A 24836-nucleotide genomic window follows, 5' to 3' on the forward strand; every position below is an offset into this window, starting at 1 on the left:
AAATCAGCGGCGGTACTTGAGGTGGCAGGAAATCGAGCGCGAAACCATCTGGCATCCCTGCAGCACCAGGTCCCGCTCGCCCTTGCGGCTGACGACGTAAATCACGCGCGGCTCGCCTTCGCCCAGCAGCCGCGTCAGCTCGGGGTCGGGGTTCTGCAGATCGAGCTTCATCGTCCCGTCGGGCTGCACTTCCAGCACCTGGAAGTCGAAACCACGCCCGTCGATGAAGATTCGGTGGGTCTCGCCGGTGAAAGTGCGCGTCTCGTCAGGCAGGGGCTCGAGGTGTTTCACCACGTCCCGCTCCAGAGGCGCGAAGCTTAAAGGGCTTCTTCGGGAAAATTGAGCGCCATGAAGGCGGGCCCCCACTTGAACGCGCCCATCAGCTGCGCCGCGTGCGCCCGCTCGCCGAGGATGGCCAGCGCCCCCGCCAGCGCTTCCGCGGTCGTCAGCTTGCCCAGCTTGCTCGCATTCACGGGGTTGGTCGGCACCAGCCCCGGCAGGCTGCGCGGCTCGAGCCCGTGCAGTCGCAGCCGCGCAAAGGTTTCCGAGGCGCGGTTCCAGGAGCAGTCGACCCCGATCAGGCCGCCAACCTGCGCCAGCTCGAGGTCGGCCAGCGACAGCTCGCGCTCCGCGAACGGGTCCAGCGCAATGCCCATCGGCGGCAGCCGCGTCGGCGCCGGGTAGCTGCGCGCCAGCTCCATGCGGGCGAGCCGTCGCGCGGTGCACTTGCGCGGGTCGTCCTGCCCCAGCTCGAGCACGCGCAGCTCAATCGACATGCAACCCGAAGTCGACCGGTGGGGCGCCGAGCGTCAGCACCCCCAGCGAGAGGCAGTCGCCGTGAGGGGCGTAGTCGGCGACGTTCTCCAGCGTCAGCCCGCCCGAAAGCTCAATCGCGACCTCGAAGGGCCGCAGCTGCGATGCAGCTGCGGCCGCCTCCCCGACGGAGAAGTTGTCGAGCAGCACTCGGTCGGCGCCCGCCTCCGCCGCCTCCAGCGCCTGCGCGACGGTGTCGGCCTCGACTACCAGTTCCAGCCCCGGCTGCGCCTCACGCGCGCGTCGCACCGCCTCGGTAATGCTGGCGCAAAGCCGCAGGTGGTTGTCCTTGACCAGCAGAGCATCGTCGAGCCGCATCCGGTGCGTCCCACCGCCGCCGTCGACGACCGCCTGTTTCTCGAGCACGCGCAAGCCGGGAATGGTTTTGCGCGTCGCCAGCACTTCCACGGCGGGATTGGCGGCCTTCGCGCGCGCGATGACCGCAGCGGTGAGCGTGGCGATGCCCGAGAGGTGCGCCAGCAGGTTCAGCGCCAGCCGCTCGCGCGCCAGGATTTCGCGCGCCGGCCCCGCCAGCCGCGCCACTTCGACGTCCGCCGGCAGCGTGTCGCCGTCGGAGAACGCCATGTCGCAGCGCACGCCGCCCTGCGCGAAGAGCAGCTCAGCGGCGGCAGCGCCGGAGAGCGTGCCGGGGCCGCCGCGGATGGCCGCCGTGCAGTCGTGCTCGTCGACGACCGCCTGCGAAGTCACGTCGCCCGCGCCGAGGTCTTCGGCGAGCCACTGCTCCAGCGCCGCTGCCAGTTCCATTACCGCGCGAGGCTACAGCCGGTTATGAAGGCTTCAGCCGTTGAGCGGCGGCTTATACCGGCCCCGGCTCGCCACGCAAGCGCTGCGAGAGCCACCAGGTGCAACCGCTGGCCGAGCCCTGCGAGGCCAGAAAGGTTGCGCTGGCGACGGCTTATGACGCCGTCCCTGGTTCACCACGCAGCTTCTGGGAGAGCCACCAGGTGCAGCCGATGGCGGCTATCCAGAGCAGGATGTTGGCGCGGTAGGTCCAGTGGTAGGCGTCGAGGTCAGCCATGCCGCTGTCGAGGAACCAGCCCATCATCAGGTAGCCGAGCGCGATGCCGAGCGCCTGCCCGACGAGCGCGGTCGCGCCCGCCATCCCGAGGCCGCGGTTGCGCTCGCGCGCAGTGGTGAAGCGCGCCAGCAGCGCGTCGTCCGACACGAGCAGCATCGGGTAGATGGGAATCACGAAGATGATAATTGCGAGCGTCAGTGGCAGTCCCAGCGCGAAGAGGCTCCAGAGCCCGCCGTACGCGAGCGCCGACCAGAGCAGCACTCGCTCGGCGCCCATGCGGTCGCAGACCCTGCCGATGACTGCGTAGAGTATCAGCACCATCAGCACCGCCCACGCCTCGAGCAGCGCTGAGAAGTCGACGGCGCCGCCGCGCACCTCGAAGTAGCGCAGCGTCGTCAGCACGACTGCGCCGCGCGGCATCGCCACCAGCAGCACCCCCAGCAGGATGAGCGGCGGCCAGCGGCTCTCGAAGGTGAAGAGGGCGCGCAGCCCCGCCAGCCGCGCAGCGATTCCCGACGGTGCAGCGCCCGCCGCGGCGGGCGCTGCGCCCCGCACCGCCCACGCCGGCCGCGCGAACTCGTCGCCGCGCAGCGCCAGCACCAGCCATGCCGCGACCAGCAGCAGCGGCACGACCAGCGCCGCCAGCCCCAGCATCGCGTCGGACGCACCGCGCGCGTCGAGCAGCCGGTCGTAGACCTGCCCGGCGGCGAGCGCGACCAGCGCCGAGACCAGGCTCGCGACGGCGTAGAGCAGCCCGATCGCCTCGCCCTTGCGGTCGGGATACCACTCGGTCACGGCGGCGAACGCCAGCCGCGCCGACGAGAGCAGCGCCACTTGCAGCATCGACGCCGCCATGAACGCTTCCAGCGAGAGCCACGGGAAGAGCAGCGCCAGCAGCGCAGCGCCGCCCAGCGCCCCCAGCATCATCCAGCGCCGCTGCCCCCAGCGGTCGGCCGCAGCGCCCCACAGCGACCCGCAGCCGCCGACGGTCAGCGCCAGCAGGCCGGTGTGCAGCAGGACGAGGTCCTCGCGCGCGCCCAGTTGCCGCGAGTGGAACGAGTACATCACCAGCGCGGTGTTAACGCCCATCACCAGCAGCGCCCCCGCCAGCAGCAGCCGCGGCAGGTCGCCCGGCGCCGACGGCCCCGCGACCGCCGCCAGCGCGCGGTAGCGGCCGCGCAGCCACCAGCCGATGCCGCCCATCAGCGGCAGCGTCAGCAGGTAGAGCGCCCCGAGCAGGTCGGCGGAGATTATGTTCGGCTCATCGGGGGGTTCGGTCGGGGGCGGAGTCGGTGCAAAGGGCAGGTAATCTGCAACATAGAAAGTCACGCCAGTCTCGTTCGCTCCATCGTGGAGTGTCTCACTGGTTGTATCAGAAGGCCGCGTCCAGGAGAATTCGAGCTGGATTGTGGTATTGTATCGGATGATTCCCTCATCCAGATTGATTGTCAGGTCTGCCTCATAGACACCATTCCCGCCAGCTGTCAGCTCTGCTTCGGAAACTATGGTGCCATTAACGTAAAGGCGAACATCGACACTGTTGCAGGGGGAAAATATACAGTTCCGTTCCAGATGCAGGCGGACATGTACAATGTCTTCTTCTAGTTGGACATCGCCGGAGAGCGGTTCACTCTCATACACCAGGTCAGTCGAGCCTTCATCCCAGTTGCCGCTTCCGCCGACCGCCTTGCTCTCATTCGCCGAGAGGCCACCGCTCCCGTTCTGCATCGTGTCATATGCCCACAACCCACCATGCTCGGGAGTGGGGTCGTCGTCTTCGCCTGCGCTAGCAACAGGCAGGACTGCAACGAGCAGCAGCGCGACTAACAACGCGGGCCGCGCTGCCTGCAGCGGTAGTACTACGGCGTGTCCTGTTCGCACGTGCCGGTAGCAGCAGGGCGCTTTAGTCGCGCCGGCGCAGAGCTAATCCCAGCGCGGAAAGCGCCGCCAGCAACCCGAAGCCGGGGATTCCGCCTTCTTCCTCGGTGCCGGTGTCAGTCTCCTCGGGCTCTTCACCCTCGGTCTCCTGCTCGGCTATCTTGACCGAGAGGTCGCCGCTGGTGGCGATCTCGACGTCGTCGCTGGCGGTCGCCTGCACCTGGAAGGTGTAGGTGCGGCCGGAGAGCGAGGTCACGTCAGGCGCAAGGTTGACCGAGATGGTCACCTGCCCCTCGGATGGGACTGGCACGGAGGTGTACTCGAGCGTCGCCCAGGCGGGCGCATCGACCAGCACCAGGCTGGCGGTGTCGTAGCCGTTACCGTTGTTGGAGAGGATTACCTGCAGCTGGAGGGTTGTCGACTGCGCGACTTCGACCGAGTTGACTTCGGCGCCGGTGGCGTTGAGGGCGTAGCTGAAGGCGAGGTCGTGTATCTGCCGTACGGAGACCGTGACCATCTCGGTGGCGTTGCTTTCGCCGTCCTCCGAGGTGACGGTGACGGTGATATTGCCGCTGGTGGCGTGCGCCTCTTTGCCGGTTGGCACCGACACGGTCAACGCGAAGTTGCCACTGCCTAATGCATTGACGTCGAGGCTGCTGACGTCCGCGGAGGGAGCCCAGAGGCCGGGACCATCAACCGCGATTGCGTAGCTGTCGACTCCGTTGCCGGGATTCCCGACGGTGAAGAGGAAGGTGGCGTTGCTGCCGGGGCTGCCGACCTTGCTCGCTTCGTCGACCGAGAGTGAGAGGCCATAGTACTGCGTCACCGTGGCGGTGAAGGTCTGCGACGCGGTCTTCGCGGGGTCGTTGACTGAAGTGGCGGTCAGCGTCAGCGTGCCGCTGTCGCCCGCGCCCGCACTGGCGGGAATGCTCACATTCAGCTCGAAGCCGAAGCTGCCGCCCGCGAGGCGCCAGCCGAGTGAGCCGGAAGTGGCCGGCTGCCCGGGTGCACTCCAGCCGCTGGGCAGGTCGCTGTTCCAGCCGAGGTTGAATTCGTCGTCGGTGTTACCGAGGTTGCGGACGCTGACGTCCCACGCCGCAAAGGCTGCGCCGCCGGAGACGTCGACATCCTGCGAGCTGGCGCCAGTCACGGTCACACCGTAGAGTGGCTCAACGCTGGCGAAGAGCTTGACCGGGAACGGCTGGTAGTAGGGGAAGCCGAACGGGTCGTCCGGGTCGAGGCTACTTGCCTGGAAGCCGATTTCCTGCGGTCCGGCGTGGACCGAGTCGTCAAAGAGAGTCACGGTGACGGTCGACTCGTACGCGAGGCCGGCGTCCATGCCATGCAGCACCATGCTCTGCGTGCCGGGGTCCCAGTCGCTGCCGCTGACGCGCCAGCCACCGGTTCCGGCATACTGCACGGTGATATCGTCAGCGATGGCGACCGCAGTGCCATTCTCGTCGACCGCGATGTTCTCAACGGTCAACGAGTAGTCGTGCGCGTCGCCCACTTCGAAGGAATGCACGGCGACGTCGTCGCTCCATGCAATCCAGTTAGTTACCGTAACTGTGAACTGCTGGTCAGCACTGTCGCCATCGGCACCGACAGTAATGGTGACCTCGGTCTGCTTGCCGACGTCGCTGCCAAAGGGCACCGAGACGTCCACGGCTAGCACCGCGCTACCGCCGGCGTCGAGCGTGCCGAGGTCCATCATTCCCTGACTGTAGTTGCCGGTGGACTGGATGGTAAAGTTGACCAATTCGGCCGGCCATTCGGGGTCGTTCGTCTCGGCGCTAACCTGTACCGCGCTGTATCCCTCATTACCGCTGTTGGCAATGGTCATCGTGAACATGGCAGTGCCATTGGCCGAAGCGAACGACACCTGCTCGTGGTAGCCGCTGCCACTCACGTCCAAGTGTGGGCCATCCTCACCTTGCGCCTCAGCCGAGGGGAGCGCTGTAATTAGCGCGAGTAGGGCGAAGGCGGCCAGCAGGCCCCTAGTGGTGGTACTCAAGGGACTGCCTCCAGTTCAGCGCCGCCTGAGCAGCAGTGCTGCGCCAAGCGCGGAGAGTACCGCCAGCAGGCCGAAGCCGGGTAGCCAGCCCTCATCTTCATCGTCGCCGATGTCGTCCGTACCCGGGTCGCCGCCGCCAGTCGCTTTCTCGGTGACGTCAACTGTCAGGATGCCGCTCGAAACAGCCGTTCCGCTGCCGCCGGTGGCGGTGACAGTGAAGCTGCTGCTGCCGGTCGCGTCATCTACGCTCGGTGCGATAGTTGCCGTGACAGTGATGGTCTGGCCGGGGCCGACGACGCCCTCGGTCGCGCTAAGTCCAGCGAACGCGGGCGCGCCGTCAAGCGCGAAAGTGACAGTCTCGGGGCCGTTACCGCTGTTGGTCAGGTTGAAGACAACCGAGACCGAAGCGTCCTGCGCCACTGAAGCTGTCTTGGCACCTCCGTCGAAAGCTAGGGCGAAGACCTGCGCGGTCGTCACGCCCACCGTAGTGCTGTTCGACGTTGCGCCGTCCTCAGAGGTGACGGTGACGGTGATGTCACCGCTCTTGCTGTGCGCCTGCTTGTCGGCCGGGACCATCGCCGAAACGACGAACTGCCCGGTCGCGCCAGCCGCAACAGTCACCTCAGCCGCGTCGGACGCGGGCCCATAGGCGGAGGGACCGTCGACGACGACTGTGTAGCTGTCCTCGCCGTTGCCGGTGTTGCTGATGGTGAACGCAAATTCGGCGGTGCCGCCCGGTGCCTCGGTCGCCTCGTCGGCCGAGGAGGCCAGCGACAGGCCGTAGGACTGGTTTACGGTCGCGCTGAACGCCTGGTCAGCTGCCGCTGCGCCGCTGGATGAACTGACGCTCATCGTGAAGCCGTGGCTGGTGCCGGCACCGAGGCCGTCCGGGACGGTCATGGTGACGGTGAAGCTATGTTCCGAAGCTTCGCCGCTCCCCTTCCAGTCGAGGTAACCGGTGTTCCCACCGCCAGTGCCGGTAGTGGACCAGCCAGCTGCGTCGGCGTCAGAAGTGTCGAAGCTGATGTCGAAGTTGTCGCCAGTATTGCCCATGTTCTTGATGGTCACGTCCCAGCTCACTTCACCACCGCCAGCCGCAACATCCTTGCTGCCGCTGCCGGTCGCCGTGACTGCATGGAAGTCGGCAACGGTCGCCTCGAATATGATGAAGAACGGTTGGACATAGCCATTGTCATCGTGTGCCTGGAACGCGATGGTCGCGTTACCGGCGTCAGAACTGGCCGGGACGTTGACGCCCACGAGCGAGATTTCGAGCGAGATGTTGTACTCATCCCCGCCCGCCATGCCAAAGAGAGTGGCGGTCTTGTTCATCGCGTCCCAGTCATCGCCAGCGACGAGCCAGCCCTCGTCAGCACCAGCGAAACCAATCGTGATTTCGTTGGTGATATCCGCCTCGTTCAGGTTGACAACGGTGATGTCGTAGATGTTGCACGAGGCCGAGGTAGCGCAGTCCTCCTCGGGGTCACCCTCCTCGTAGGACTGTGCTTCGTCCTCGGAGAAGGCTACCCAGTCAGTCACGACCAGGGTGAAGTCCACCGCGGCGAGATCGCCATCGGCATCAAACGTCGCCGTGAAGGTCACGCTGTCGCCGTTCTCGGCCGTTGCGGGAATCGAGACGGTGGCCATGACGATATCGTAGACCTCCGTTTCCAGGGGGCCGAGGTCGGCGGTGCCGTTACCGTGGTCACCATCCATATAGCTCTCGAAGTAGACCTGATCGGCGGTCCATGAAGCGTCGTCGAACGAGGCCGAGATGGTGACTCCGGTGTAGTCTTCGTCACCGAGGTTCATAGCATAGGCCATGAACATTGCCTCACCGCCGGCCGGGCCGAACGACGTTAGGTCGTCGTCGCCCTGACCATCTACATAGAGCATTGCGCCGGCGCTTGCGTTGGGCACTACAAAGGCAGCCGCGAGCATCAGCATCGCGATAGCCAGTACGCCCCGAACATTCTTGCTGTTTTCCATTTTATTCACCTTTTTTGCGTCCTTTATCGGGTCTCCGCAGGAGACCGCGGTAACGCCGTCGATTATGGGTGCGCTATAAAAGGTTTCGATTTCTCCGCCTGTTTGGCTGGTAATCGGTTTTGACAATCCGTGCGGGGCACCCTGCTGTAACACTCATTGGCGGCGCGGCAATTCAGGGAAACCTTTTTTATGGGGGCGAGTACCGCCGCGGTCCCGTCGCCGGGAGAGGCCACAAATGGAGAAGCACAGCAGGTTCGAAAAAGCCCGAATAATTGGCTCACGCGCCCTCCAGATTTCGATGGGCGCTCCCGTGGACATTGAAGTCCCGGAAGAGATTATTGACCCGGTCCTCATCGCCCAGATGGAGTATGACCAGCAGGTTATCCCAATCACCGTGGTCGACCGCGAGAAGAAGTGATTATCGAGGATATCACCCTGCGGCGCATCCTCGATTCACGGGGCAACCCGACAGTCGAGGCAGACATCACGACCAGCTCCGGCTTCGGTCGCGCTGCCGCACCCGCGGGCGCGTCCACCGGCACACACGAGGCGCAGGCGTGGCCCGAGGGGGGCATCGACGCCGCCCTCGAGCTGGCGCGGCAGGAAGTCGTGCCGGAGCTCATCGGGGTCAGCGCCGACGAACAGGCGCAGGTCGACGCGCTGCTGCACGGAGTGGACTCCACCGCCAACTTCAGCCGCATCGGTGGCAACCTGGCGGTCGCAATTTCGCTCGCAACCGCGCAGGCGGCTGCCGCCAGCCAGGGCGTGCCGCTCTTTCGCTACGTCGCCGGGATGGGGCCCTATGTCCTGCCGGCGCCGATGGGGAACGTGCTCGGCGGCGGCGCGCACGCGGTCGGCGGCACCGATATTCAGGAATTCCTCGTGACCAGTTTCGACGACGACGTTTCGCGCGCTATCGAGGCTAACGCCGCGGTTCATCGCGCGGTCGGTGCGGCGCTCCGCGCGCAGTTCCCCGACACGGCGCTCGGCAAGGGCGACGAAGGAGCATGGGTCGCGCCGCTCGAGAACGTCGCGGCGCTCGAGCTAGTCGTCGAGGCGGCGCGCAGCGTCGCCGACGAAACCGGCGTCGACATCCGGCCGGGACTCGACCTCGCCGCGAGCGAATTCTACCGCGACGGGAAGTACCACTACCGCGACCGCAGCCTGACTCCCGAGGAACAGGTCGACTTCGTCGTCTCACTGATTGAGGATTATAACCTCCACTCGGTCGAGGACCCGCTCGACCAGGAGGATTTCGAGTCGTGGGCGGCGCTGACGGCGCGCACCGACGCACTGGTCATCGGCGACGACCTCTACGTTACCAACGTCGCGCGGCTCGCGAAAGGGATTGAGCTAGAAGCGACGAATGCGATACTCATCAAGCCCAACCAGATTGGGACGCTGACCGACACCATCGAGACAGTTACACTCGCCCGCGAGGCGGGGCTGGCGACCGTCATATCGCACCGCAGTGGCGAGACCACCGACACCGCCATCTCGCACCTCGGGGTCGCCTTCGGGTGCCATGCCATCAAGACCGGCGCGGTGGGTGGCGAGCGAATTGCAAAACTTAATGAACTGGTCCGCATCGCCGGCGAACTGAGATGACCGAAGCCGTAGCCGAACAACCGCTGCTCATCGACGAGGATACCTTCCTCAACTGCGGGGTACACATTGGCACCAAACAGAAGAGCAAGGACATGCAGCCCTACATTCATCGCATCCGCGATGACGGCCTGCGCATCCTCGATGTTAGCTGCACTTCGCGGCAGATTCGCGTCGGCGCAGAGTTCCTGAACGGCTTCGAACCGGCCGAAATTCTGGTGGTCTCGGCGCGGCAGTATGGCTGGAAGCCCGCACGGCAATTCGCGGAGACAACGGGCGTCACCTGCATCCCCGGTCGCTTTACGCCGGGTCGGCTGACCAACCCCGAGATGCAGAACTTCATCGAGCCCCGCACAATCCTGCTCACCGACCCCGCTGCTGACGCGCAGCCGTTCCGCGAGGCGCTTAACATCGCAATTCCGGTCGTCGCCATGTGCGACGCCAACAACCTCACCAACGGCGTCGACCTCGTCATCCCGGGCAACAACAAGGGGCGGCGTGCGCTGGCGCTAATCTACTGGCTGCTCGCCCGCGAGATGCTGCGGCTGCGCGGCGACCTCGGCGCCGACGAAGACCTCGAGGCGACCGTGGACGACTTCGAGGCGCCGCTGGTTTGATTTTTATACTGGTCGTCGAGAGACCCCGACTGGTTCCGGCGTTGCCGGGCAGCTTACTTAACCCCGTGCAGCTACCGCCGTAATGGCTGCCGCCGTGGAGTGCCGGGCGCTGGAGCGCGGCTATGGCTCGCTGGAAGTGCTGCGCGGGCTCGACATGACGGTCGCTGCCGGCAGCATCTACGGCCTGCTGGGGCCGTCGGGCTGCGGCAAGACCACGCTGCTGAAAGTTCTGCTGGGGCGGCTGGTGCCGTGGGGCGGGAGTGCGCTGGCGCTCGGCGGCGCGCCGGGCGAGCCCGGCGCGCCAGTCCCCGGGCCGGCCGTCGGGTACGCGCCGCAGGAGCTGGCGCTCTACGAAGATTTAAGCATCGGCGAGACGCTGCGCTTTCACGGGCGGTTGCAACTACTGGCTGCGGCGCAGGTCGCACAGCGCGAGGCGTGGCTGCTCGACTTCCTCGACCTGCCCGACCCGGAGCGCGTCGTCGGCAAGCTCAGCGGCGGGCAGAAGCGGCGCGTCTCGCTGGCGGTGGCGCTGCTGCACGAGCCGCAGCTGCTGCTGCTCGACGAGCCGACTGTGGGGGTCGACCCCGAGCTGCGCGCGCGCCTCTGGGACCACTTGCGCACGATTGCCGACGGGGGGACGACGGTGGTCCTCACGACGCACTACATCGATGAGGCGGCACAGGCCGACTCCGTCGGGCTGATGCGCAATGGGCGGCTGCTGGCGGAGGATGCGCCGCAGGCGCTGATGGAGCCGCACGGCCACGTCTCGCTCGAGCAGACCTTCCTGCTGCTCTGCCGGCGTGAAGGGACGGAGACATGAACTTCGCCCGCATCCGCGCCATCGCCGCGCGCAAGTTTGCATCGCTACGGCGCGACAAGCGCACCTTCGGCTTTATCGTCATCATGCCCGCCATCCAGATTGTGCTGATGGGCATCGCCATCGGGCAGGTGCCGACCGGGCTCGACATCGCAATTATCGATGACGGGCCGGCCGGAATGGGCGCGACCATCAGCGACCATCTCGCGGACTCGGAGTCGCTGGTGGTCCATGCCGACTACGACTCTGTGGCGGAAGCGCGTGACGGAATCGAGGCCGGGGATTTGTGGGCGGCACTCTATATCGCTCCGAACGGCACGCTTGAGCTGCATCTCGACAACTCCAACCAGCAGGTCAGCGCCACCATCCTGGTCGAGGTGCGCAACGCGATGACGGCGGCGCTGGAGGAGCAGGGCGGCGCGCTGCCGCTGACGGTAGCGCAGCCGGTCTACGGCGAGCGCGACCCCGCCTTCATCGACTTCCTGGCGCCGGGCATCATGACCATGGTCTGCTTCATGTTCTCGCTCATCCTGACCACCATGGCGTTCGTCGGCGAGCGTTACGACGGGACGCTCGACCGTGTTTTCGCCGCCGGTACCCAGCCGGTGGAAGTGCTGCTGGGGCATCTGGCGGCGTTCTCGACCGTGCTGGTCGGGCAGGTGACGGTCGTAATCCTGATTGCCGTCTATGGTTTCGATATCCCGATTCACGGCTCGCTGCCGCTGCTGTTCCTGCTGGCGCTGCTGCTGGGCTGGTCGGCGATGTGCTTCGGGTTGTTCGTCTCGACCAAGGCGCGCAGCGAGTTCCAGGCGATGCAGCTGAACATGCCGGTCATGTTTCCCGTAATGCTGCTTTCGGGAATCCTGTGGCCGGTGCAGGCGCTTCCCGGCTGGGTCCAGCCAATTTCGTGGGCGCTGCCGTCGACCTGGACCGCCGAGGCGTTCCGCTCAATCATGATTCGCGGCTGGGGGCTCGAGCACTCCGAAGTGGCGACGGCGTTCGCGTTCGACCTGCTCTTCGCGCTGCTGGCGCTGGGTGTCGCGGCGCGCTCGCTGAAGGTGCGCGACTGATTTTATAGCGGGCAGGATTGCGCGGCCGTGTTGTGGCAACTGGAGCTGGCCCGCTTCGGGGTCCTGCTGGTGATTAGCCGCGTCCGGGCGCTCTGGCTCGATGAGCGGCAGATGCGCAAGGTGCTGCGCGACCTGTGCCGGCGCGAGCTGAAACGGCATAACGTCGAGCTGCTGGTGCACGGGAAACCGGTGCGCGGGTTTCTGGCGGCGAACCATACCAGCTACCTGGACGGGGTGGTCTCGGTGGCGCTCTTTCCGGCCGGATTCATCGGCAAAATCGAGGTGAGCGGCTACCCGCTCATCGGTCCGCTGGCGGCATCGCTGGGGATGCTCTGGGTGCGGCGCGAGGAGCAATCGTCGCGCGATGCTGCCAAGGCGGCGCTCAACGCGCGCGACGCGACCGCGGAGCCGCTCTGGATTTACCCCGAAGGGAAGACGACGACCTTCGGCACGCTCGGCGAGTTCAAGATGGGAGTCTTCAAGGCGGCCGAGGCGAGTGGCCATGCGGTGCAACCGCTGGCGATGTGCTACAACGACCGCTACATTGACTGGACTGGCAGCAAGTCGGTGCTGCTCGGTATTCGCACATTCTACCAGACGCAACGCCCGCTGAAGGTGCGCTGCATCTGGCTGGAGCCATTCCATGTCGCGCCGGGCGAGGCTTACGCGGCGGCCGGGCGGCTGAACCGCACGCTGCGCGCCTACGTCGAGCGGTTCGAGGTGGAGGGGCTGTGAGCCGCAAGCGCTGGGAGAAGGAGACGCTGCAGCTGGCGCTCGACCGGGGCGGCGAGCGCGCCGGCGCGCAACTTGACGGCGCCGAGCGGCTGCACACGCCGGAGGACGCGGCGTCGCGCGACGCCGAGTGGCCGGGCGAATTCCCGTTCACGCGCGGGGTGCACCCGACCGGCTACCGCGGGCGGCTCTGGACGATGCGGCAGTATGCTGGCTTCGGGACCGCCGCTGAGAGCAACGCGCGTTACCGCTACCTGCTCGAGCAGGGCACTTCGGGGCTGTCGGTGGCGTTCGACCTGCCGACGCAGATTGGCTACGACAGCGACCACTCCATGGCGGCGGGCGAGGTGGGCAAGGTGGGGGTCGCCATCGATTCGCTGCGCGACATGGCGACGCTCTTCGACGGGGTGCCGCTCGAGCGCGTCAGCACCAGCATGACCATCAACGCGCCAGCAGCGGTGCTGCTGGCGCTCTACGTCGCCGTGGCGAAGCAGCAGGGGGTCGTGCCAGCGAAGCTGCGCGGGACAGTGCAGAACGATATCCTGAAGGAGTATATTGCGCGCGGCACCTACATCTGGCCGCCGCGCGAATCGTTGCGGCTGACGACCGACCTGATGGCGTGGTGCCATGCCGAGGTGCCGCAGTGGAACACGATTTCCATATCGGGCTACCACATCCGCGAGGCCGGTTCCACGGCGGTGCAGGAGCTGGCGTTCACGCTCGCCAACGGCGTCGCCTACGTCGAGGCGGCGCTGGCGCGCGGGATGGCGGTCGACGACTTCGCGCCGCGGCTGGCGTTCTTTTTCAACTGCCACAACGACCTGCTGACCGAGGTCGCCAAGTTCCGCGCCGCGCGACGTTTGTGGGCCGGCATCATGCGCGACCGTTTCGGCGCGCGCGACGAGCGGAGCCTGCGGCTACGCTTCCACACGCAGACCGCCGGCTCGAGCCTGAGCGCGCAGCAGCCGTGGAACAACGTCACGCGCACCGCTATCCTGGCGCTGGCCGCCGTGCTCGGCGGCACGCAGTCGCTGCACACCAACGCGCTCGACGAAGCGCTCGGCCTGCCGTCGGAGAAGGCGGCGCAACTGGCGCTGCGGACGCAGCAGATTATCGCGCACGAGACCGGCGTCGCCAACCTGGTCGACCCGCTCGCCGGTTCATGGACCGTCGAGGCGCGCACCGACGAGCTGGCGGCGGAAGCGGAGGCGCTCATCGGCCGCATCGACGGGATGGGCGGGATGCTGCCCGCCATCGAGCAGGGATGGGTACAGGCACAGATTGCCGAGGCGGCATTCGCCTACCAGCAGCAGGTCGAGAGCGGCGAGCGCACCATCGTCGGCGTCAACGCCCACACCGAAGGCGACGCCACCGCGGCGGAGCCGCTCACCATCGACGGCTCGGTCGCCGCAGCGCAGGCCGCGGCGCTGGAAGAGCTGCGCGCCAGCCGTGGCGACGTCGCCGTGCCGCTCGAAACGCTCGGCGCGGCGGCCGATGGCGACGAGAACCTGCTGCCCCACATCCTGACGTGTGTCGAAGCGGAGGCGACGCTGGGAGAGATTTGCGACACGCTCCGCACGGCGTGGGGCGAATACCGGCCGGCGGTTTAGAATGGGATAAATTATTCGCTCCGGGTTGTGAAAAAGAAGAACGGCAAGTTCGTCGAGTTGAGTAGAGAAAAGAGAACCTATCCGGATGCAATTGGATGGCGCAATTATTTCTATGAAGGAGTATTCGGAAAAGAAGGACGGAAAAAAATTACGGCATTAATTGGTCGCGACTTTAATTATGATTTTTATGATGAAGCGGTATATGACGAAGATGTAGAAGTCAATACAGGAGATGCTGTATTTTATGTATATGACGAATCATATAATCCCCGGGATATTCGTAATGCCATATTCTCTACATTGAAAATCCTGAAGGCACATCAAGAGGAATTTCCAATCAACTATTGGTTCAGATGGCCTGGACCACTCCATGAATGGGGAGAAGCAAGATTGGACAGTGGTTCAATATTCCTGGACGGCTCCCTTGCGCATCTTTACGGCGATTGGGATGAATGTTGCATTTACAAAGACGGAGTGCAAGAGGATATCCGTAACGTTGCGCGCATCAAAGGTAAGAAAGCCATACGGACTTATTTGAAAGAAGAAAAAAAGTCAATCTATATTCCCGACGAAGACGTAGTTGTCGAGATAGACCCCTGCACATCTTATCAGATGTTCAGGGAGCCCCTTGAAGGTATGATTAAAACGTGTGATTTCGCGATTGAAAATGGTTATTATGTCGTTGGAACTACAGGATAATTCGAGAAGAAAATACTACCCGTAAACCTGCTTCCGGTGCCCCACCAGCAGCACCAGAATGAGCAGCTCGCGCTCGCGGATATCGGCGATGATGCGGTAGTCGCCGGTGCGGAAGCGGTAGTAGGGCGACCCGACCAGCCGCCGTGCGTAGTGGCGCGGGCGGACGCGGACGCGCTCGAGCGTACGGACGATGCGCTGCTGCACTTCGCGGTCGAGCCGCGCCAGCTGCTTGCGCGCCTTCGCAGCGAACTTGATGGCGAAGGTCACGGGCGCCGCCCGGCCTGCCGCTCGCGGGGCGAATGGGGCGCCTGCGGCTGCCCATCGGCGCGCTGCGGGGGCGCGGCCGCTGGAGCCGCAGCGGCCGCGCCAGCCGTTGCTCCGGATGCTGTGCCGGTCACAGCTCCAGCTCGCGCTTCACGGCGTCCAGGTCGTGCAGCCGGCCCGCCGCAACGTCGGCTTCAGCTTCCGCCAGCGCGGCCTGTGCCTGCGCCGAGAGCTCACGGCCGTCCTCGATGAGGTTCCAGATGACCTCTTCGTAGGTCTCTCGGTCATAGAGCTTTAGCTGCCCCAGTTCATCTTTCAGCCGTTCGCTGGCCTGGATGGTGCTCGCCATACCGCACTATAGTTCGCTATAGTATAACTAGCTTGCGCCGGTCGCCAGCTTTATCTGCCCCGCTTCATCGACGCGGCAGCGGCAGGCTCACCGACGGCCGCTCTCGTGGCTCCGGCTGCCCGCGTCCATGGCGGGGTTAGCAGCCGGTGGTCGAGCAGAGCGAGACCACTCAAGCTGCGCCCGCCGCTCCAGTGGCGGGGTTAGGCTAGTTGTGGTAAAACTGGGGGACTGTGGATCCCTCGTCCCGGGTTCAACTCCCGGGCCCCGCCCCACGTCTTTCTGATGCTGCGTCTACGGCGGGGTTAGCGACTGGTAGCCGAGCAGCGCAAGGCCATCCAAGTTGCGCCCGCCCTGAATGCGGCGGGGTTAGCAGCCGGTGGTCGAGCGCAGCGAGACCACGCAGGCTGCGCTCCGGAGCGTAGCGACAAGACTAGTTGTGGTAAAACTGGGGGACTGTGGATCCCTCGTCCCGGGTTCAACTCCAGCAGCCGGACGGGCGACCGGCGCAGCCGCAGCGCCCGGCCCAGGCTGCGCTCCGGAGCGTAGCGACGCGGGGGCCGCCCCATCACTGCTTGAACAGCCCCACGACTTCGTCGCTCGCTGTCGTGGTTTCGGGCGTCTTGTCGTCGCGCTGGCGCTTGTAGCGCGGGAAGCGCACGGCGTAGCCGCCTCCGCAGGTGTGGATGGGCGACCGCGAAATCTCGGCGCCGAGCAGCTCGAGCACCAGTTCGGGCTCGAACCAGACGTCGGGCTCCAGATTCCACTCCAGCCCGGCGGGCGGCCCGGCGCGCTGGAGCGGGGCGAGCCGCTCTTTGAGCGCGGCCAGGTCCTCGTCGCTGAAGCCGGAGCCGAGCTTGCAGACCGTCTCGAAGCCGGTCGGCGTGCGCGTCGCCATCAGCAGCGCGCCCCAGAAGCCGCCGCGCCGGCCGCGGCCGTGGAAGCCGCCGACGACCACCGCGTCGATGGTGTCGGCCAGGTCGCTGCGGTAATCCGGCTTGTACTTTATCCACTGCCAGCCGCGCGCGCCGGCGCGGTAGCTACCGTCGAGCGCCTTGGCCATCAGCCCCTCGCAGCCGCCGTCGAGCGCGTCCAGCAGGAACTGCTCCGCCTCGGCCTCGTCGGCAGTGCGCAGCAGCGTCGTGCAGGCGACGCGGTCGGACGGCGCGAACAGCCCTTCGAGTTGTTCACGCCGCTCCGTAAAGGGCGTGTCGAGCGTCTCCTGCCCGTCGGCGTAGAGCACATCGAAAAGGCGCACGCCGGCCGGGATTTCCTCCAGCTTCTCCGCCAGCCCATGCTTGCGGCCGCGCCGGCGCGCGATGACCTGAAACGGCAGCAGGCCCCCCCCTTCGTCGATGGCGAGCGTTTCGCCCTCGACGATGACGCCGGCCGGCAGCGCCTGCTCCAGCGCTTCGGCCACGTCGGGGAACTGTGGCGTCAAATCTTCCAGACTGCGCGAGAAGAGCCGCGTGCCGCCGGGAAGCAGGTGCGCCTGCACGCGCAGGCCGTCATACTTCCACTCGAAACAGGACTCGCCCGCGTGCTTCTCCAGAACGGCCTCGGCCGACGAGAGCCGCTCGCCCAGCATCGGCCGCAGCGGGATTCCCGGCTCGACCCGTACCGCGTCCAGCGAGCCGAAATCAGCCGCGGCGCGTTGCGCCAGCCAGCCGATATCGGGGTGGCGATTGTAGGCCGCCTCGACCATCCCGCGTTCCTCGCGGCTGCCGAACGCCTCCGCCAGGCCATCGACCAGCAGCATCTGGCTGAAGCCGAGTCGCAGCTTGCCGACCGCGGTGCGGCAGATGTAGCGCGCGTCCTGCGGGGTGCCGTCGTGCAACAATTCGGCCAGCGCACGGAACTTGCGTTCCTGCGAACCGGTGCCGGTCTCGTGCGAGAGCGCGTGCAGCCGCTCCCATACGCGGCCCACGGTCAGCGGCGCCTCGAAGAGCGACTGCTGCGACTTGGCCGCCAGTGCCTCCTCTGCGACAAGGCCGATGTCGCCCGCCGCGGCGTAGCTCTCCTGCAACTCTTCGAGCGGGATGCCACTGGCGAGCGCCAGCGTGCGGAGAACGCTCTTGTCGGAGAGCCCCACTTCGCGCGAATCGTAGGCGGGGCCGAGCTGGCCGAGGCAGAGATGCGCCACTGCCGCCAGTTCCTCCGGTGGCGTGTCGCTGAAGAGGTCGGCCAGCAGCGTCGCCAGCTCGAGCCGGCTGCGCGTCTGCTCCATATCGGCGTAGGCTGCGGTCAACCGTCCGTACTCCACGCCGGGGGAACACCAGATGGTATTAAGAATATGCTGCTGCCGGGTGGATGTTTGTTTAAATATTTATCGTTATAAAATTTGATACGTTTTGTTCAATTCCGTCTGGAGCTTCATCTTGCACTTTCAGAACTGTTTTTTGAGGTGGCGTCAGGTTTGTTTAGAGTGCAGAGGCGAATTCAACAGATACATATTAACCACAGTACCAATGGCCTCGGTCCGCTCCCGGAGCCGTGATAGAAGTGGACAAGTCAGGCAAAGTCGGCAGCAATCGCAGCCACGGGTTGCGTTTGGCTGATACTGGCTTCACTAATGGCAACGGCCTGACCAATGGCAACGGCCTGACCAATGGCAATGGGTTGACAAATGGCAATGGGTTGACAAATGGCAACGGCCTGACTAACGGCAACGGCCTGACGAACGGCAATGGCCTGACCAATGGCAATGGCCTGACCAATGGCAACGGCTTGACGAATGGTGCCGGAATCGGCGGCTTCGTGCGGGTCCCGCTCGCCCCTGTCGCTTCGCGAAACGCGCTGGCGGCGACCGCCGCCGCGGTGGTCCTGCTGCTGGCCGGCGTTTCGTTTCTGGTGCTCTGGGAAGCCGACGATGCCAGTCGCGTTACCGTCGACGGCAGTCTCGCCGACTGGGAGGGCGTCGCGCGCAACGCCGATGCGCAGGGCGACGCCGGCAATGCCAATATCGACCTCGTAGCGACAGCGGCGCAAGCGGACGCAGTCTACCTCTCGCTGCTGACGACTACTGCCGAGCCAATCTTTACCACTCAGGGTGGGCACACATTGCGCATACTCATCGACTCTGATACCGACGCGGCGACCGGCTACGCGCTTCCCGGACTGGGCGCCGACCACCTCATCGAGATTTATGGTCGTTCACAGGCGGTGCTGACTGCGACGCTCTACACATTCGACGACAATCGCGACAGCCATGACTGGAATGGCTTTGCTGCGCTCACCACCCTCAACGCCCGCACTGCCGGTGCCTCGCTCGAGACGCAGGTGCCGCTCTTTGACCTCGGGATGGATGATGGCGACGACGTACGGCTCCTGTGGCAGACTGCCGACGACTTCGGGAATAGCGATTTTTCGGATTTGGTAATTGGCCTCGTATCGGAACCGAAGTCCGTCACCGCAGCGGTTGCCGCAGCGCAGGCAACCGGCAACGCCTATTATGAAGGGGAAGAAATTACGATCGACGGTGAATTCGAAGACTGGTCGCACGTGGAAAAATATGCTGACCGGGACAGCCCTGGAGACGCTGAAAATCCTGACATTGACATCCGGGAATACGCTGGCGTTACCTATGGGGCTGATTCATTCTTTTACCTGAACGTCGAGGGAAATATCCTGACCGGGACTGCCGTTCCTGCAAACAGGGCGCGCAATGCGCCTGATACTGGAACCCGGGACGAGAAGCTGGCGCCAGTCCCGGTTTCAACCACGAGTAACCAGGAATCAAGTCCCCTCCCAGTCCTGACTGGGGAAGACAGCCTATACGTTTTCCTTGATACCAATGGCGAAATTCCATTCGGATACAGGGTCAACGAGTTTTTCTACGCCAGCCAGATGATTGAAATAACGGGAAAACAGGGGATTATCCTGGCTTCCAACCTCTATAATTACAGCTCATATGGCGACTCCGAATCGTGGGAATGGCAGTTTCAGGAGCGCATCAATTCGGCAACGGGCCAGAACGAAATTGAAATCCTGGTCAGGGAGCTACCATTGCAGTATGCAGTCCATTTCCACCTAGTTTCCTGGGAGACGGAATACGATAATTCCACGATTTTCCTGATTGACCGAAGCGCGGGGATGTCCCGCGGTACGCTGGATACCGAGGTCCAGTTCCACAGCAGTGATATCGCAGAGACCCTCGGCAGTACGGTCCAGTCCACGTTTGATTCTTCGAACAACCGCATCGTCCTGATATACGACCAGGCTAGTGACGACGACGGATACGCCGTCGTCGGGGAAGTAAAGAGCGACGGTTCCATCTCCTTTGGAACTCCGGTAGAGTGGAGTGCCAACCAGAATGTAGCATATTACGACGTAACGTTCGATTCGAACGTAGATAAGGTGGTCATCATCTACAGGGACGCCAGCGGCCACGGAAACGGCATCGTCGGAACCGTAGATTCCAGCGATAATTCCATCTCATTCGGCTCTGAATACCAGTTCCAGACCGGGTCTACGCTGTTCCCCTCCGCGACATTTGATTCAGGCAATAACAAGGTCGTATTCTGCTACGCCGAAGGGACTTCGGGCGGTCTCTCCTGTATCATAGCAACGGTCTCTGGAACAGAAATCAGTTACGGTACGGAAGCGAGCATAACCACAGATGATACCGACTGGACTGATGTTGTGTATGTCGGCAGCAGCAAGTTCGTCACTGTCTGGGAAGATGCGACAAATTCGGTGGGTGAGGCGATTGTCGGCAGCATTTCGGGGACCGCCATTACCTACGGCTCGGCAGCCGAATTCGAGTCGGCGGCTGTGCAGTTCGTCAAGATTGACTACAGCTCATCCGACGACAAGGTGGTTGTTGCATACCAGGACGATGCCGACGGTGATGACGGAACCGCAGTCGTGGGTACGGTTTCCGGAACTTCCATCTCGTTCGGGACGCCGGTGGATTTCAGTACGGTCGCCGTGGATTACCCTGACGTCTGCATTGCGAATGGTGTTGTTGTAATCGCATACGAAAAAAAATCCGCCAATACCGGCTGGGTTGTTGAAGGCGTGATTGACGGCACATCGCTGGACTTCAGCCAGGGTTCCTCCAGCGCCCAGCAATTCAGTTCGAACAACATCCAGCGCATAACGGTTGTCCATGATCCCAATGTCGACAAATTCGCAATCGCCTACAGGGATACGACCGATTCCGAAGGCAATGCCCTTTCGTTCACGTCCGCCATCCCCGAGTTCCCGACCCTGCTGCTGCCGATAGCCTCGGTGCTGGCGATAACCTCTTTCCATTGGCGGCGCTCCCGCAATCCATGACTCGTCGTATTTCCTCCGGCTCCGACTGGGAGCGGCGCGCGAGCTACTCGCGCGCCGTGGTCGCGGGCGAGTGGGTGTTCGTCTCGGGAACAACCGGCTTCGACTACGCGACGATGGAGATTTCCGATGACGTCGCCGAGCAGGCGGAGCGGGCGCTCGACAACATCGTCGCAGCGCTGGCGGAAGCGGGTTGCAGCCTGGACGACGTGGTGCGCGTGACTTATATACTGGTTGATGAGAATGATTTCAAGTGTATCGTGCCGGTAATCGGCTGCCGCTTTGCCGTCGCGCGGCCAGCGGCGACCGCGCTTATCGCGAAGCTGGTCGACCCACGCATCCGCGTCGAGATTGAAGTTACGGCGCGGCTGCCGGCCGGTGAACGGTAAGGCTCAGGCGCGGACGACGCGCGCCTTCACGTCACCGAGCGCAGCCATGACGTTGCGCGTATCGACCACCAGTGGCGCGTGCTCGCCGACCAGCGCGTAATCGACGTCATTGTGGTCGGTGACAATGAGCACGCCGTCGCAGTCGCGCAGCACTTCCGCAGTCAGCGGTGTTGATTTGCGGCTGCGGTATTCGGCGACGAATGGGTCATGGTAGCTGACACGGGCGCCCTTGACCTCGAGCAGCTCTAGCAGCCGCCCGGCAGGCGATTCGCGGGTGTCGTCGATGTTGCGCTTGTAAGCAGCCCCCAATAGCAGGACGCGGCTGCCGCGAATCGCCTTGCCGTCGTCGTTGAGTGCGCGGAGCAGGCGGTGGCCAACATGCTCGGTCATCGCCATGTTCAGCTCGCCCGCGAGCTCGATGAAGCGTGCGGTGGTGTTGAACTCTTTTGCGCGCCACGCCAGGTAAAACGGGTCGACCGGGATGCAGTGGCCACCCATGCCAGGGCCGGGGTAGAAGGGCATGAAGCCGAAGGGCTTGGTCGCGGCGGCGTCGACTACCTCCCAGATGTTGACGTCCATGCGGTCGAGCACCAGCTTGAGCTCGTTGACCATAGTGATGTTCACGGCGCGGAAGATGTTCTCCATCAGCTTGGTCGCCTCCGCAGTTTCCGGGCTGGAAACGGGGATGGTGCGCGGCACTACCGATTCGTAGAGCGCGACCGCCATATCGCGGCAGGTATCGGTGTGGCCGCCGACCACCTTGGGGATGTCGCCCATCCCGTAATTTGCGTTGCCGGGGTCCTCGCGCTCGGGCGAGTACGCCAGGAAGAAGTCCGCGCCGGCGCGCAGCCCGCTTGCCTCGAGCCGCGGCAGAAGCAGCTCGCGCGTCGTGCCGGGCCAGGTCGTCGATTCGAGCGCGACCAGCTGTCCGGGGCGCAGCGTCGCAGTGATGGCATCCGCGGCCGCCTCGACATGGCTCATGTCGGGCTGGTGGTGCTGGTCGAGCGGGGTCGGGACGCAGATGAGTACCGCGTCCGCCTCGCCCAGCCGCGCGAAATCGGTGGTCGCCTCTCCGCCCTGCGCCAGTTCGCGCATCGCCTTGCGGGGAATGTGTCGCATCACCCGCTCGCCGCGGTTGACTTGCGCGACACGCTGCGAATCGGTGTCGAAGCCGAGCACGGGAAAGCCGGCGCGCGCGAAGCCGATTGAGAGCGGCAGCCCGACGTAGCCCAGTCCGACGACGCCGACGGTGGCCTCGCGGGATTTGATGCGCTGCTGGAGCTGTTTTGCGGGGGTGCTCACGGCGCTTGCCAGCCGACGGGGATTTTAAACTTCGACGACCCAGCCGAACTCGTCGGGTGCGTCACCGTGCTGGATGGCGGTCAGCGCCTCGTAGAGCGCGCGCGTGCGGGGACCGACTTTGCTGCCGCTGAACTGGTGGTCCTCGCCCTCGTAGCTGATGCAGCCGATGGGTGAGATGACCGCGGCGGTGCCGGAGCAGAAGAGCTCGTCTGCCTTGAGCGCCTCGTCGACGGAGACGTCTCGCTCCTCGACCTGCATCCCGAAGCGCTCCGCCGCCAGTTGCAGCACTGAGTCGCGGGTCACGCCGGACAGGATGGAGCCGCTCAATGCGGGCGTTACGAGTGTGTCGCCAAAGAGCGCGAAGAAATTGGCGGCGCCGACCTCCTCGATGTAGCGGTCCTCGGCGGCGTCAAGGTAGACCACCTCGGCGTAGCCCTTGCGCTTGGCGTGGCTGCTCGGCAGCATCCCGGGAGCGTAGTTTCCGATGGCCTTGACACCCCCGGTCCCCTTCGGGGCGGCACGGTGGAAGTCGCGCGTCACCAGCAGCCGGATGGGCGTCAGCCCGCCCTTGAAGTAGGGGCCGACTGGCGATGCGTAGACCAGGAATGCGAACTCGGGCGCCGGCGCGACTCCCAGGATGGCGCCGCTGCCGAACACCAGCGGGCGAAGATAGAGTGCACCTTCGTCGCTGGGTGGGATGAAATCGCTGTTTTCGCTGACGACGTCGCGCACCGCGGAGAGAAACATTTCCTCAGGAACAGGGGGCATCGAGAGTCGGCGGCAGCCAGCGCGCAGCCGCGCCGCGTTCATCGCCGGCCGGAAGAGCAGGATGCGCCCATCGTCAGCGCGGTACGCCTTCAAGCCCTCAAAGAGTCCCTGCCCGTAGTTCAGCACGCACGCTGCCGGCGATAGTTCAAGGTTCTGGAACGGCTGCAGCTCGCCCGGCTGCCACTCGTCGCCCAGTTCGCAGCGGGCGATGAACATCGTGCGGGTGGGGGTGAACGAGAAAGTCAGCTCGCCGAAGTCGATGCTCACGTCCTCGCCTCGCTGAACTGCGCCAGCCGCCCTTCCAGCACCGGATACTCTTTCTCGCTGACGAACGACACGCATACCCGCAGTCCGTCCCGTGAAGAGCCGGCCGACTTTAGCGTGATGGTCGAAATCCCGTAGCGCAACAGCTCGAGCAGCAGCTCGCCCGACTCGAGCCCGGGGTGGTCGAGCGTAAGATAGAAGCCGTCGCCAATTGGTGCGCCGTTGTCGTCGCCGTAAACCAGTTCGAAGCCGGCCGACAGGAACATTTTCCGTACGCGGCGGGCGCGCTCGCCATACTCCCGTGTCCGCGCGACGAAGTCCAGTTCGCCGTCGCTGGCCGCCTCGAGCATCGCCGCCAACCCGTGCTGCGCGGTGTGCGACGCGCCCGACGTCGTGACGTAGAGCCCGCCGTGCGCGAAGGCGTGGCCGAACTGCGCGGTGCCGCAGCTCGCCTCGAGCGCTGGGAATTCGCGCTTGCGCAACCCCGGCGAGACGACGGCCAGCGCACAGCGCTGGCCGGGATACGAGAACGCCTTTGAAGACGAGAGCAATAGCACCCAGTTCTGCCCGTAACGCCCGACGGTCGGGACGAACGGCGGCTCGCCCGGCTGCGAATAGTCGGCGCGGAAGTCCATCCCGAGATACGCCTGGTCCTCGATAGCGAGCGCGTCGTGCGCGTCGCACAGGCGGGCGATGCCTTCCAGCTCCGCCTCGGTCAGGCAGGCCCAGCTGGGGTTGTTGGGCGACGACCAGAAGACGCCGCCGATGTCGCCGCGTTCGAGCCGCGCCTCGAGCGCGGCAAGCAAAACGTCGCCGCGCAGGTCGCCCAGCTCGAGCCCGTCGCGCGGCAGCCCGAGAAAGCGTGCCTGCAACTGGCTGACGGGGAAGGTCGGGTCGAGAAACAGGATGGTCTCGCGTCCGGGGTGCATCCGCGCCGCCAGGGCTTGCGCGACGAAGCCGCCCTGCATCGAGCCGCAGGTGGCGACGACGCACTCTTCGCCTACGGAAAGGTCAAGGAACGCCTTCAGGAAGCGCACGCCGGCGCGCTTCAGCCGCGGGATGCCGTCGAAGGGGGGGTATGCGCCGTGCGTCCCCGCCTCGAGCGCCTCGCGCTCTGCTTCAGCGGCCTGCGGCGGCGGCGGGATGTTGGGAATGCCGAACTCCATGCGCACGAACTTGATGCCGGTCTCCGCCTCGAGCAGGCTCGCCAGCCGGTTCACCTCGCGGATGGCGAGCCGCCCGCTGTCGAAGCCGGTCTGTGCGAGCAACGCTTCCAGCGTCTGCCGGGGAATCGGGATGTCGTGCATGCCTCGCGCCGGCAGGCCCGCCTCGGCTAATAACCT

Annotated in this window: 22 protein-coding genes and 1 tRNA gene; 11 read left to right on the top strand and 12 right to left on the bottom strand. The window is 64.9% G+C overall.

Going from position 1 to position 24836, the window contains the following annotated elements; genetic code table 11:
* Nucleotides 1–3 precede the first annotated feature (3 nt).
* The 6 genes from QGG57_00680 to QGG57_00705 form a co-directional block, all read right to left on the bottom strand.
* On the bottom strand, nucleotides 4–291 hold the full coding sequence (locus QGG57_00680; protein ID MDP7006698.1) for a hypothetical protein: 288 nt from the start codon (nucleotides 289–291) through the stop codon (nucleotides 4–6).
* A gap of 26 nt (nucleotides 292–317) precedes the next feature.
* Entirely contained in the window at nucleotides 318–776 is a 459-nt protein-coding gene (locus tag QGG57_00685) for a DUF367 domain-containing protein (GenBank protein ID MDP7006699.1), read from the bottom strand.
* On the bottom strand, nucleotides 766–1578 hold the full coding sequence (gene nadC / locus QGG57_00690) for a carboxylating nicotinate-nucleotide diphosphorylase (protein MDP7006700.1): 813 nt from the start codon (nucleotides 1576–1578) through the stop codon (nucleotides 766–768). Before nadC ends, QGG57_00685 begins: the two co-directional genes overlap by 11 nt.
* 151 nt (nucleotides 1579–1729) lie before the next feature.
* Nucleotides 1730–3733 carry an MFS transporter gene (locus tag QGG57_00695; GenBank protein MDP7006701.1) on the bottom strand — a complete coding sequence of 668 codons (2004 nt, stop codon included), beginning with the start codon at nucleotides 3731–3733 and terminating at the stop codon, nucleotides 1730–1732.
* Between the two features lie 22 nt (nucleotides 3734–3755).
* Nucleotides 3756–5744: a hypothetical protein gene (locus QGG57_00700; protein MDP7006702.1), complete on the bottom strand. Its 1989-nt coding sequence runs from the start codon at nucleotides 5742–5744 to the stop codon at nucleotides 3756–3758.
* Nucleotides 5745–5759: 15 nt separating this feature from the next.
* The gene (locus QGG57_00705; protein MDP7006703.1) at nucleotides 5760–7733 is read right to left on the bottom strand and encodes a hypothetical protein; all 1974 of its coding nucleotides are present in this window, start codon (nucleotides 7731–7733) and stop codon (nucleotides 5760–5762) included.
* A gap of 235 nt (nucleotides 7734–7968) precedes the next feature.
* Here QGG57_00705 and QGG57_00710 point away from each other — a divergent pair, with 235 nt between their 5' ends.
* The 8 genes from QGG57_00710 (at nucleotide 7969) to QGG57_00745 (ending at nucleotide 14883) form a co-directional block, all read left to right on the top strand.
* Nucleotides 7969–8151 (top strand): DNA-directed RNA polymerase subunit K, encoded by a 183-nt coding sequence (locus QGG57_00710; GenBank protein MDP7006704.1) that lies wholly within the window; start codon nucleotides 7969–7971, stop codon nucleotides 8149–8151.
* Nucleotides 8148–9341, top strand: a complete 1194-nt coding sequence (locus QGG57_00715; GenBank protein ID MDP7006705.1) for an enolase C-terminal domain-like protein — start codon at nucleotides 8148–8150, stop codon at nucleotides 9339–9341. The genes QGG57_00710 and QGG57_00715 overlap by 4 nt, the downstream gene beginning before the upstream one ends.
* Nucleotides 9338–9955 (top strand): 30S ribosomal protein S2, encoded by a 618-nt coding sequence (rpsB, locus tag QGG57_00720; protein ID MDP7006706.1) that lies wholly within the window; start codon nucleotides 9338–9340, stop codon nucleotides 9953–9955. Before QGG57_00715 ends, rpsB begins: the two co-directional genes overlap by 4 nt.
* A gap of 82 nt (nucleotides 9956–10037) precedes the next feature.
* Nucleotides 10038–10775, top strand: a complete 738-nt coding sequence (locus QGG57_00725) for an ABC transporter ATP-binding protein (protein MDP7006707.1) — start codon at nucleotides 10038–10040, stop codon at nucleotides 10773–10775.
* A complete protein-coding gene (locus QGG57_00730) occupies nucleotides 10772–11842 on the top strand; it encodes an ABC transporter permease (protein ID MDP7006708.1) in 1071 nt (356 codons plus the stop codon). The genes QGG57_00725 and QGG57_00730 overlap by 4 nt, the downstream gene beginning before the upstream one ends.
* A gap of 27 nt (nucleotides 11843–11869) precedes the next feature.
* The gene (locus QGG57_00735) at nucleotides 11870–12577 is read left to right on the top strand and encodes a lysophospholipid acyltransferase family protein (GenBank protein ID MDP7006709.1); all 708 of its coding nucleotides are present in this window, start codon (nucleotides 11870–11872) and stop codon (nucleotides 12575–12577) included.
* Nucleotides 12578–12603: 26 nt separating this feature from the next.
* Nucleotides 12604–14184, top strand: coding sequence for a methylmalonyl-CoA mutase family protein (locus QGG57_00740; GenBank protein ID MDP7006710.1), 1581 nt, complete (start codon nucleotides 12604–12606; stop codon nucleotides 14182–14184).
* A 27-nt stretch (nucleotides 14185–14211) separates the two neighbouring features.
* A complete protein-coding gene (locus QGG57_00745) occupies nucleotides 14212–14883 on the top strand; it encodes a hypothetical protein (GenBank protein MDP7006711.1) in 672 nt (223 codons plus the stop codon).
* A gap of 15 nt (nucleotides 14884–14898) precedes the next feature.
* Here QGG57_00745 and QGG57_00750 read toward each other — a convergent pair whose 3' ends face one another.
* Both QGG57_00750 and QGG57_00755 read right to left on the bottom strand, forming a co-directional pair.
* Nucleotides 14899–15150 carry a type II toxin-antitoxin system RelE/ParE family toxin gene (locus tag QGG57_00750; GenBank protein ID MDP7006712.1) on the bottom strand — a complete coding sequence of 84 codons (252 nt, stop codon included), beginning with the start codon at nucleotides 15148–15150 and terminating at the stop codon, nucleotides 14899–14901.
* Nucleotides 15151–15277: 127 nt separating this feature from the next.
* The gene (locus tag QGG57_00755; GenBank protein MDP7006713.1) at nucleotides 15278–15496 is read right to left on the bottom strand and encodes a hypothetical protein; all 219 of its coding nucleotides are present in this window, start codon (nucleotides 15494–15496) and stop codon (nucleotides 15278–15280) included.
* A 194-nt stretch (nucleotides 15497–15690) separates the two neighbouring features.
* Between QGG57_00755 and QGG57_00760 the strand changes: the two genes are divergently transcribed.
* Nucleotides 15691–15768: transfer RNA gene (locus tag QGG57_00760), tRNA-His, on the top strand.
* 293 nt (nucleotides 15769–16061) lie between these two features.
* Here QGG57_00760 and QGG57_00765 read toward each other — a convergent pair.
* Nucleotides 16062–17756, bottom strand: a complete 1695-nt coding sequence (locus tag QGG57_00765) for an ATP-dependent DNA ligase (protein ID MDP7006714.1) — start codon at nucleotides 17754–17756, stop codon at nucleotides 16062–16064.
* Between the two features lie 230 nt (nucleotides 17757–17986).
* On the opposite strand from QGG57_00765, the gene QGG57_00770 reads away from it, so the two are divergent.
* Both QGG57_00770 and QGG57_00775 read left to right on the top strand, forming a co-directional pair.
* A complete protein-coding gene (locus tag QGG57_00770) occupies nucleotides 17987–20773 on the top strand; it encodes a hypothetical protein (GenBank protein ID MDP7006715.1) in 2787 nt (928 codons plus the stop codon).
* A complete protein-coding gene (locus QGG57_00775; protein ID MDP7006716.1) occupies nucleotides 20770–21159 on the top strand; it encodes a RidA family protein in 390 nt (129 codons plus the stop codon). Before QGG57_00770 ends, QGG57_00775 begins: the two co-directional genes overlap by 4 nt.
* 3 nt (nucleotides 21160–21162) lie before the next feature.
* Here the strand turns inward: QGG57_00775 and QGG57_00780 are convergent, their stop codons facing one another.
* The 3 genes from QGG57_00780 to QGG57_00790 are packed head-to-tail and all read right to left on the bottom strand — an operon-like array spanning nucleotide 21163 to nucleotide 24800.
* Nucleotides 21163–22461 carry a nucleotide sugar dehydrogenase gene (locus QGG57_00780; GenBank protein ID MDP7006717.1) on the bottom strand — a complete coding sequence of 433 codons (1299 nt, stop codon included), beginning with the start codon at nucleotides 22459–22461 and terminating at the stop codon, nucleotides 21163–21165.
* A gap of 24 nt (nucleotides 22462–22485) precedes the next feature.
* A complete protein-coding gene (locus QGG57_00785; protein MDP7006718.1) occupies nucleotides 22486–23496 on the bottom strand; it encodes a branched-chain amino acid aminotransferase in 1011 nt (336 codons plus the stop codon).
* A complete protein-coding gene (locus QGG57_00790; GenBank protein MDP7006719.1) occupies nucleotides 23493–24800 on the bottom strand; it encodes a pyridoxal phosphate-dependent aminotransferase in 1308 nt (435 codons plus the stop codon). Before QGG57_00790 ends, QGG57_00785 begins: the two co-directional genes overlap by 4 nt.
* Nucleotides 24801–24836 lie beyond the last annotated feature (36 nt).

The sequence above is a fragment of the Candidatus Poseidoniia archaeon genome, from assembly GCA_030748895.1.
Taxonomy (GTDB): Archaea; Thermoplasmatota; Poseidoniia; order MGIII; family CG-Epi1; genus UBA8886.

Bases quoted from the DNA above. Each gene is read 5' to 3' on its own strand.
- QGG57_00685 (MDP7006699.1), bottom strand. From the start codon at position 776: ATGTCGATTGAGCTGCGCGTGCTCGAGCTGGGGCAGGACGACCCGCGC.
- nadC (MDP7006700.1), bottom strand. From the start codon at position 1,578: ATGGAACTGGCAGCGGCGCTGGAGCAGTGGCTCGCCGAAGACCTCGGC.
- QGG57_00705 (MDP7006703.1), bottom strand. From the start codon at position 7,733: ATGGAAAACAGCAAGAATGTTCGGGGCGTACTGGCTATCGCGATGCTG.
- QGG57_00710 (MDP7006704.1), top strand. From the start codon at position 7,969: ATGGAGAAGCACAGCAGGTTCGAAAAAGCCCGAATAATTGGCTCACGC.
- rpsB (MDP7006706.1), top strand. From the start codon at position 9,338: ATGACCGAAGCCGTAGCCGAACAACCGCTGCTCATCGACGAGGATACC.
- QGG57_00725 (MDP7006707.1), top strand. From the start codon at position 10,038: ATGGCTGCCGCCGTGGAGTGCCGGGCGCTGGAGCGCGGCTATGGCTCG.
- QGG57_00730 (MDP7006708.1), top strand. From the start codon at position 10,772: ATGAACTTCGCCCGCATCCGCGCCATCGCCGCGCGCAAGTTTGCATCG.
- QGG57_00755 (MDP7006713.1), bottom strand. From the start codon at position 15,496: ATGGCGAGCACCATCCAGGCCAGCGAACGGCTGAAAGATGAACTGGGG.
- QGG57_00775 (MDP7006716.1), top strand. From the start codon at position 20,770: ATGACTCGTCGTATTTCCTCCGGCTCCGACTGGGAGCGGCGCGCGAGC.
- QGG57_00790 (MDP7006719.1), bottom strand. From the start codon at position 24,800: ATGCACGACATCCCGATTCCCCGGCAGACGCTGGAAGCGTTGCTCGCA.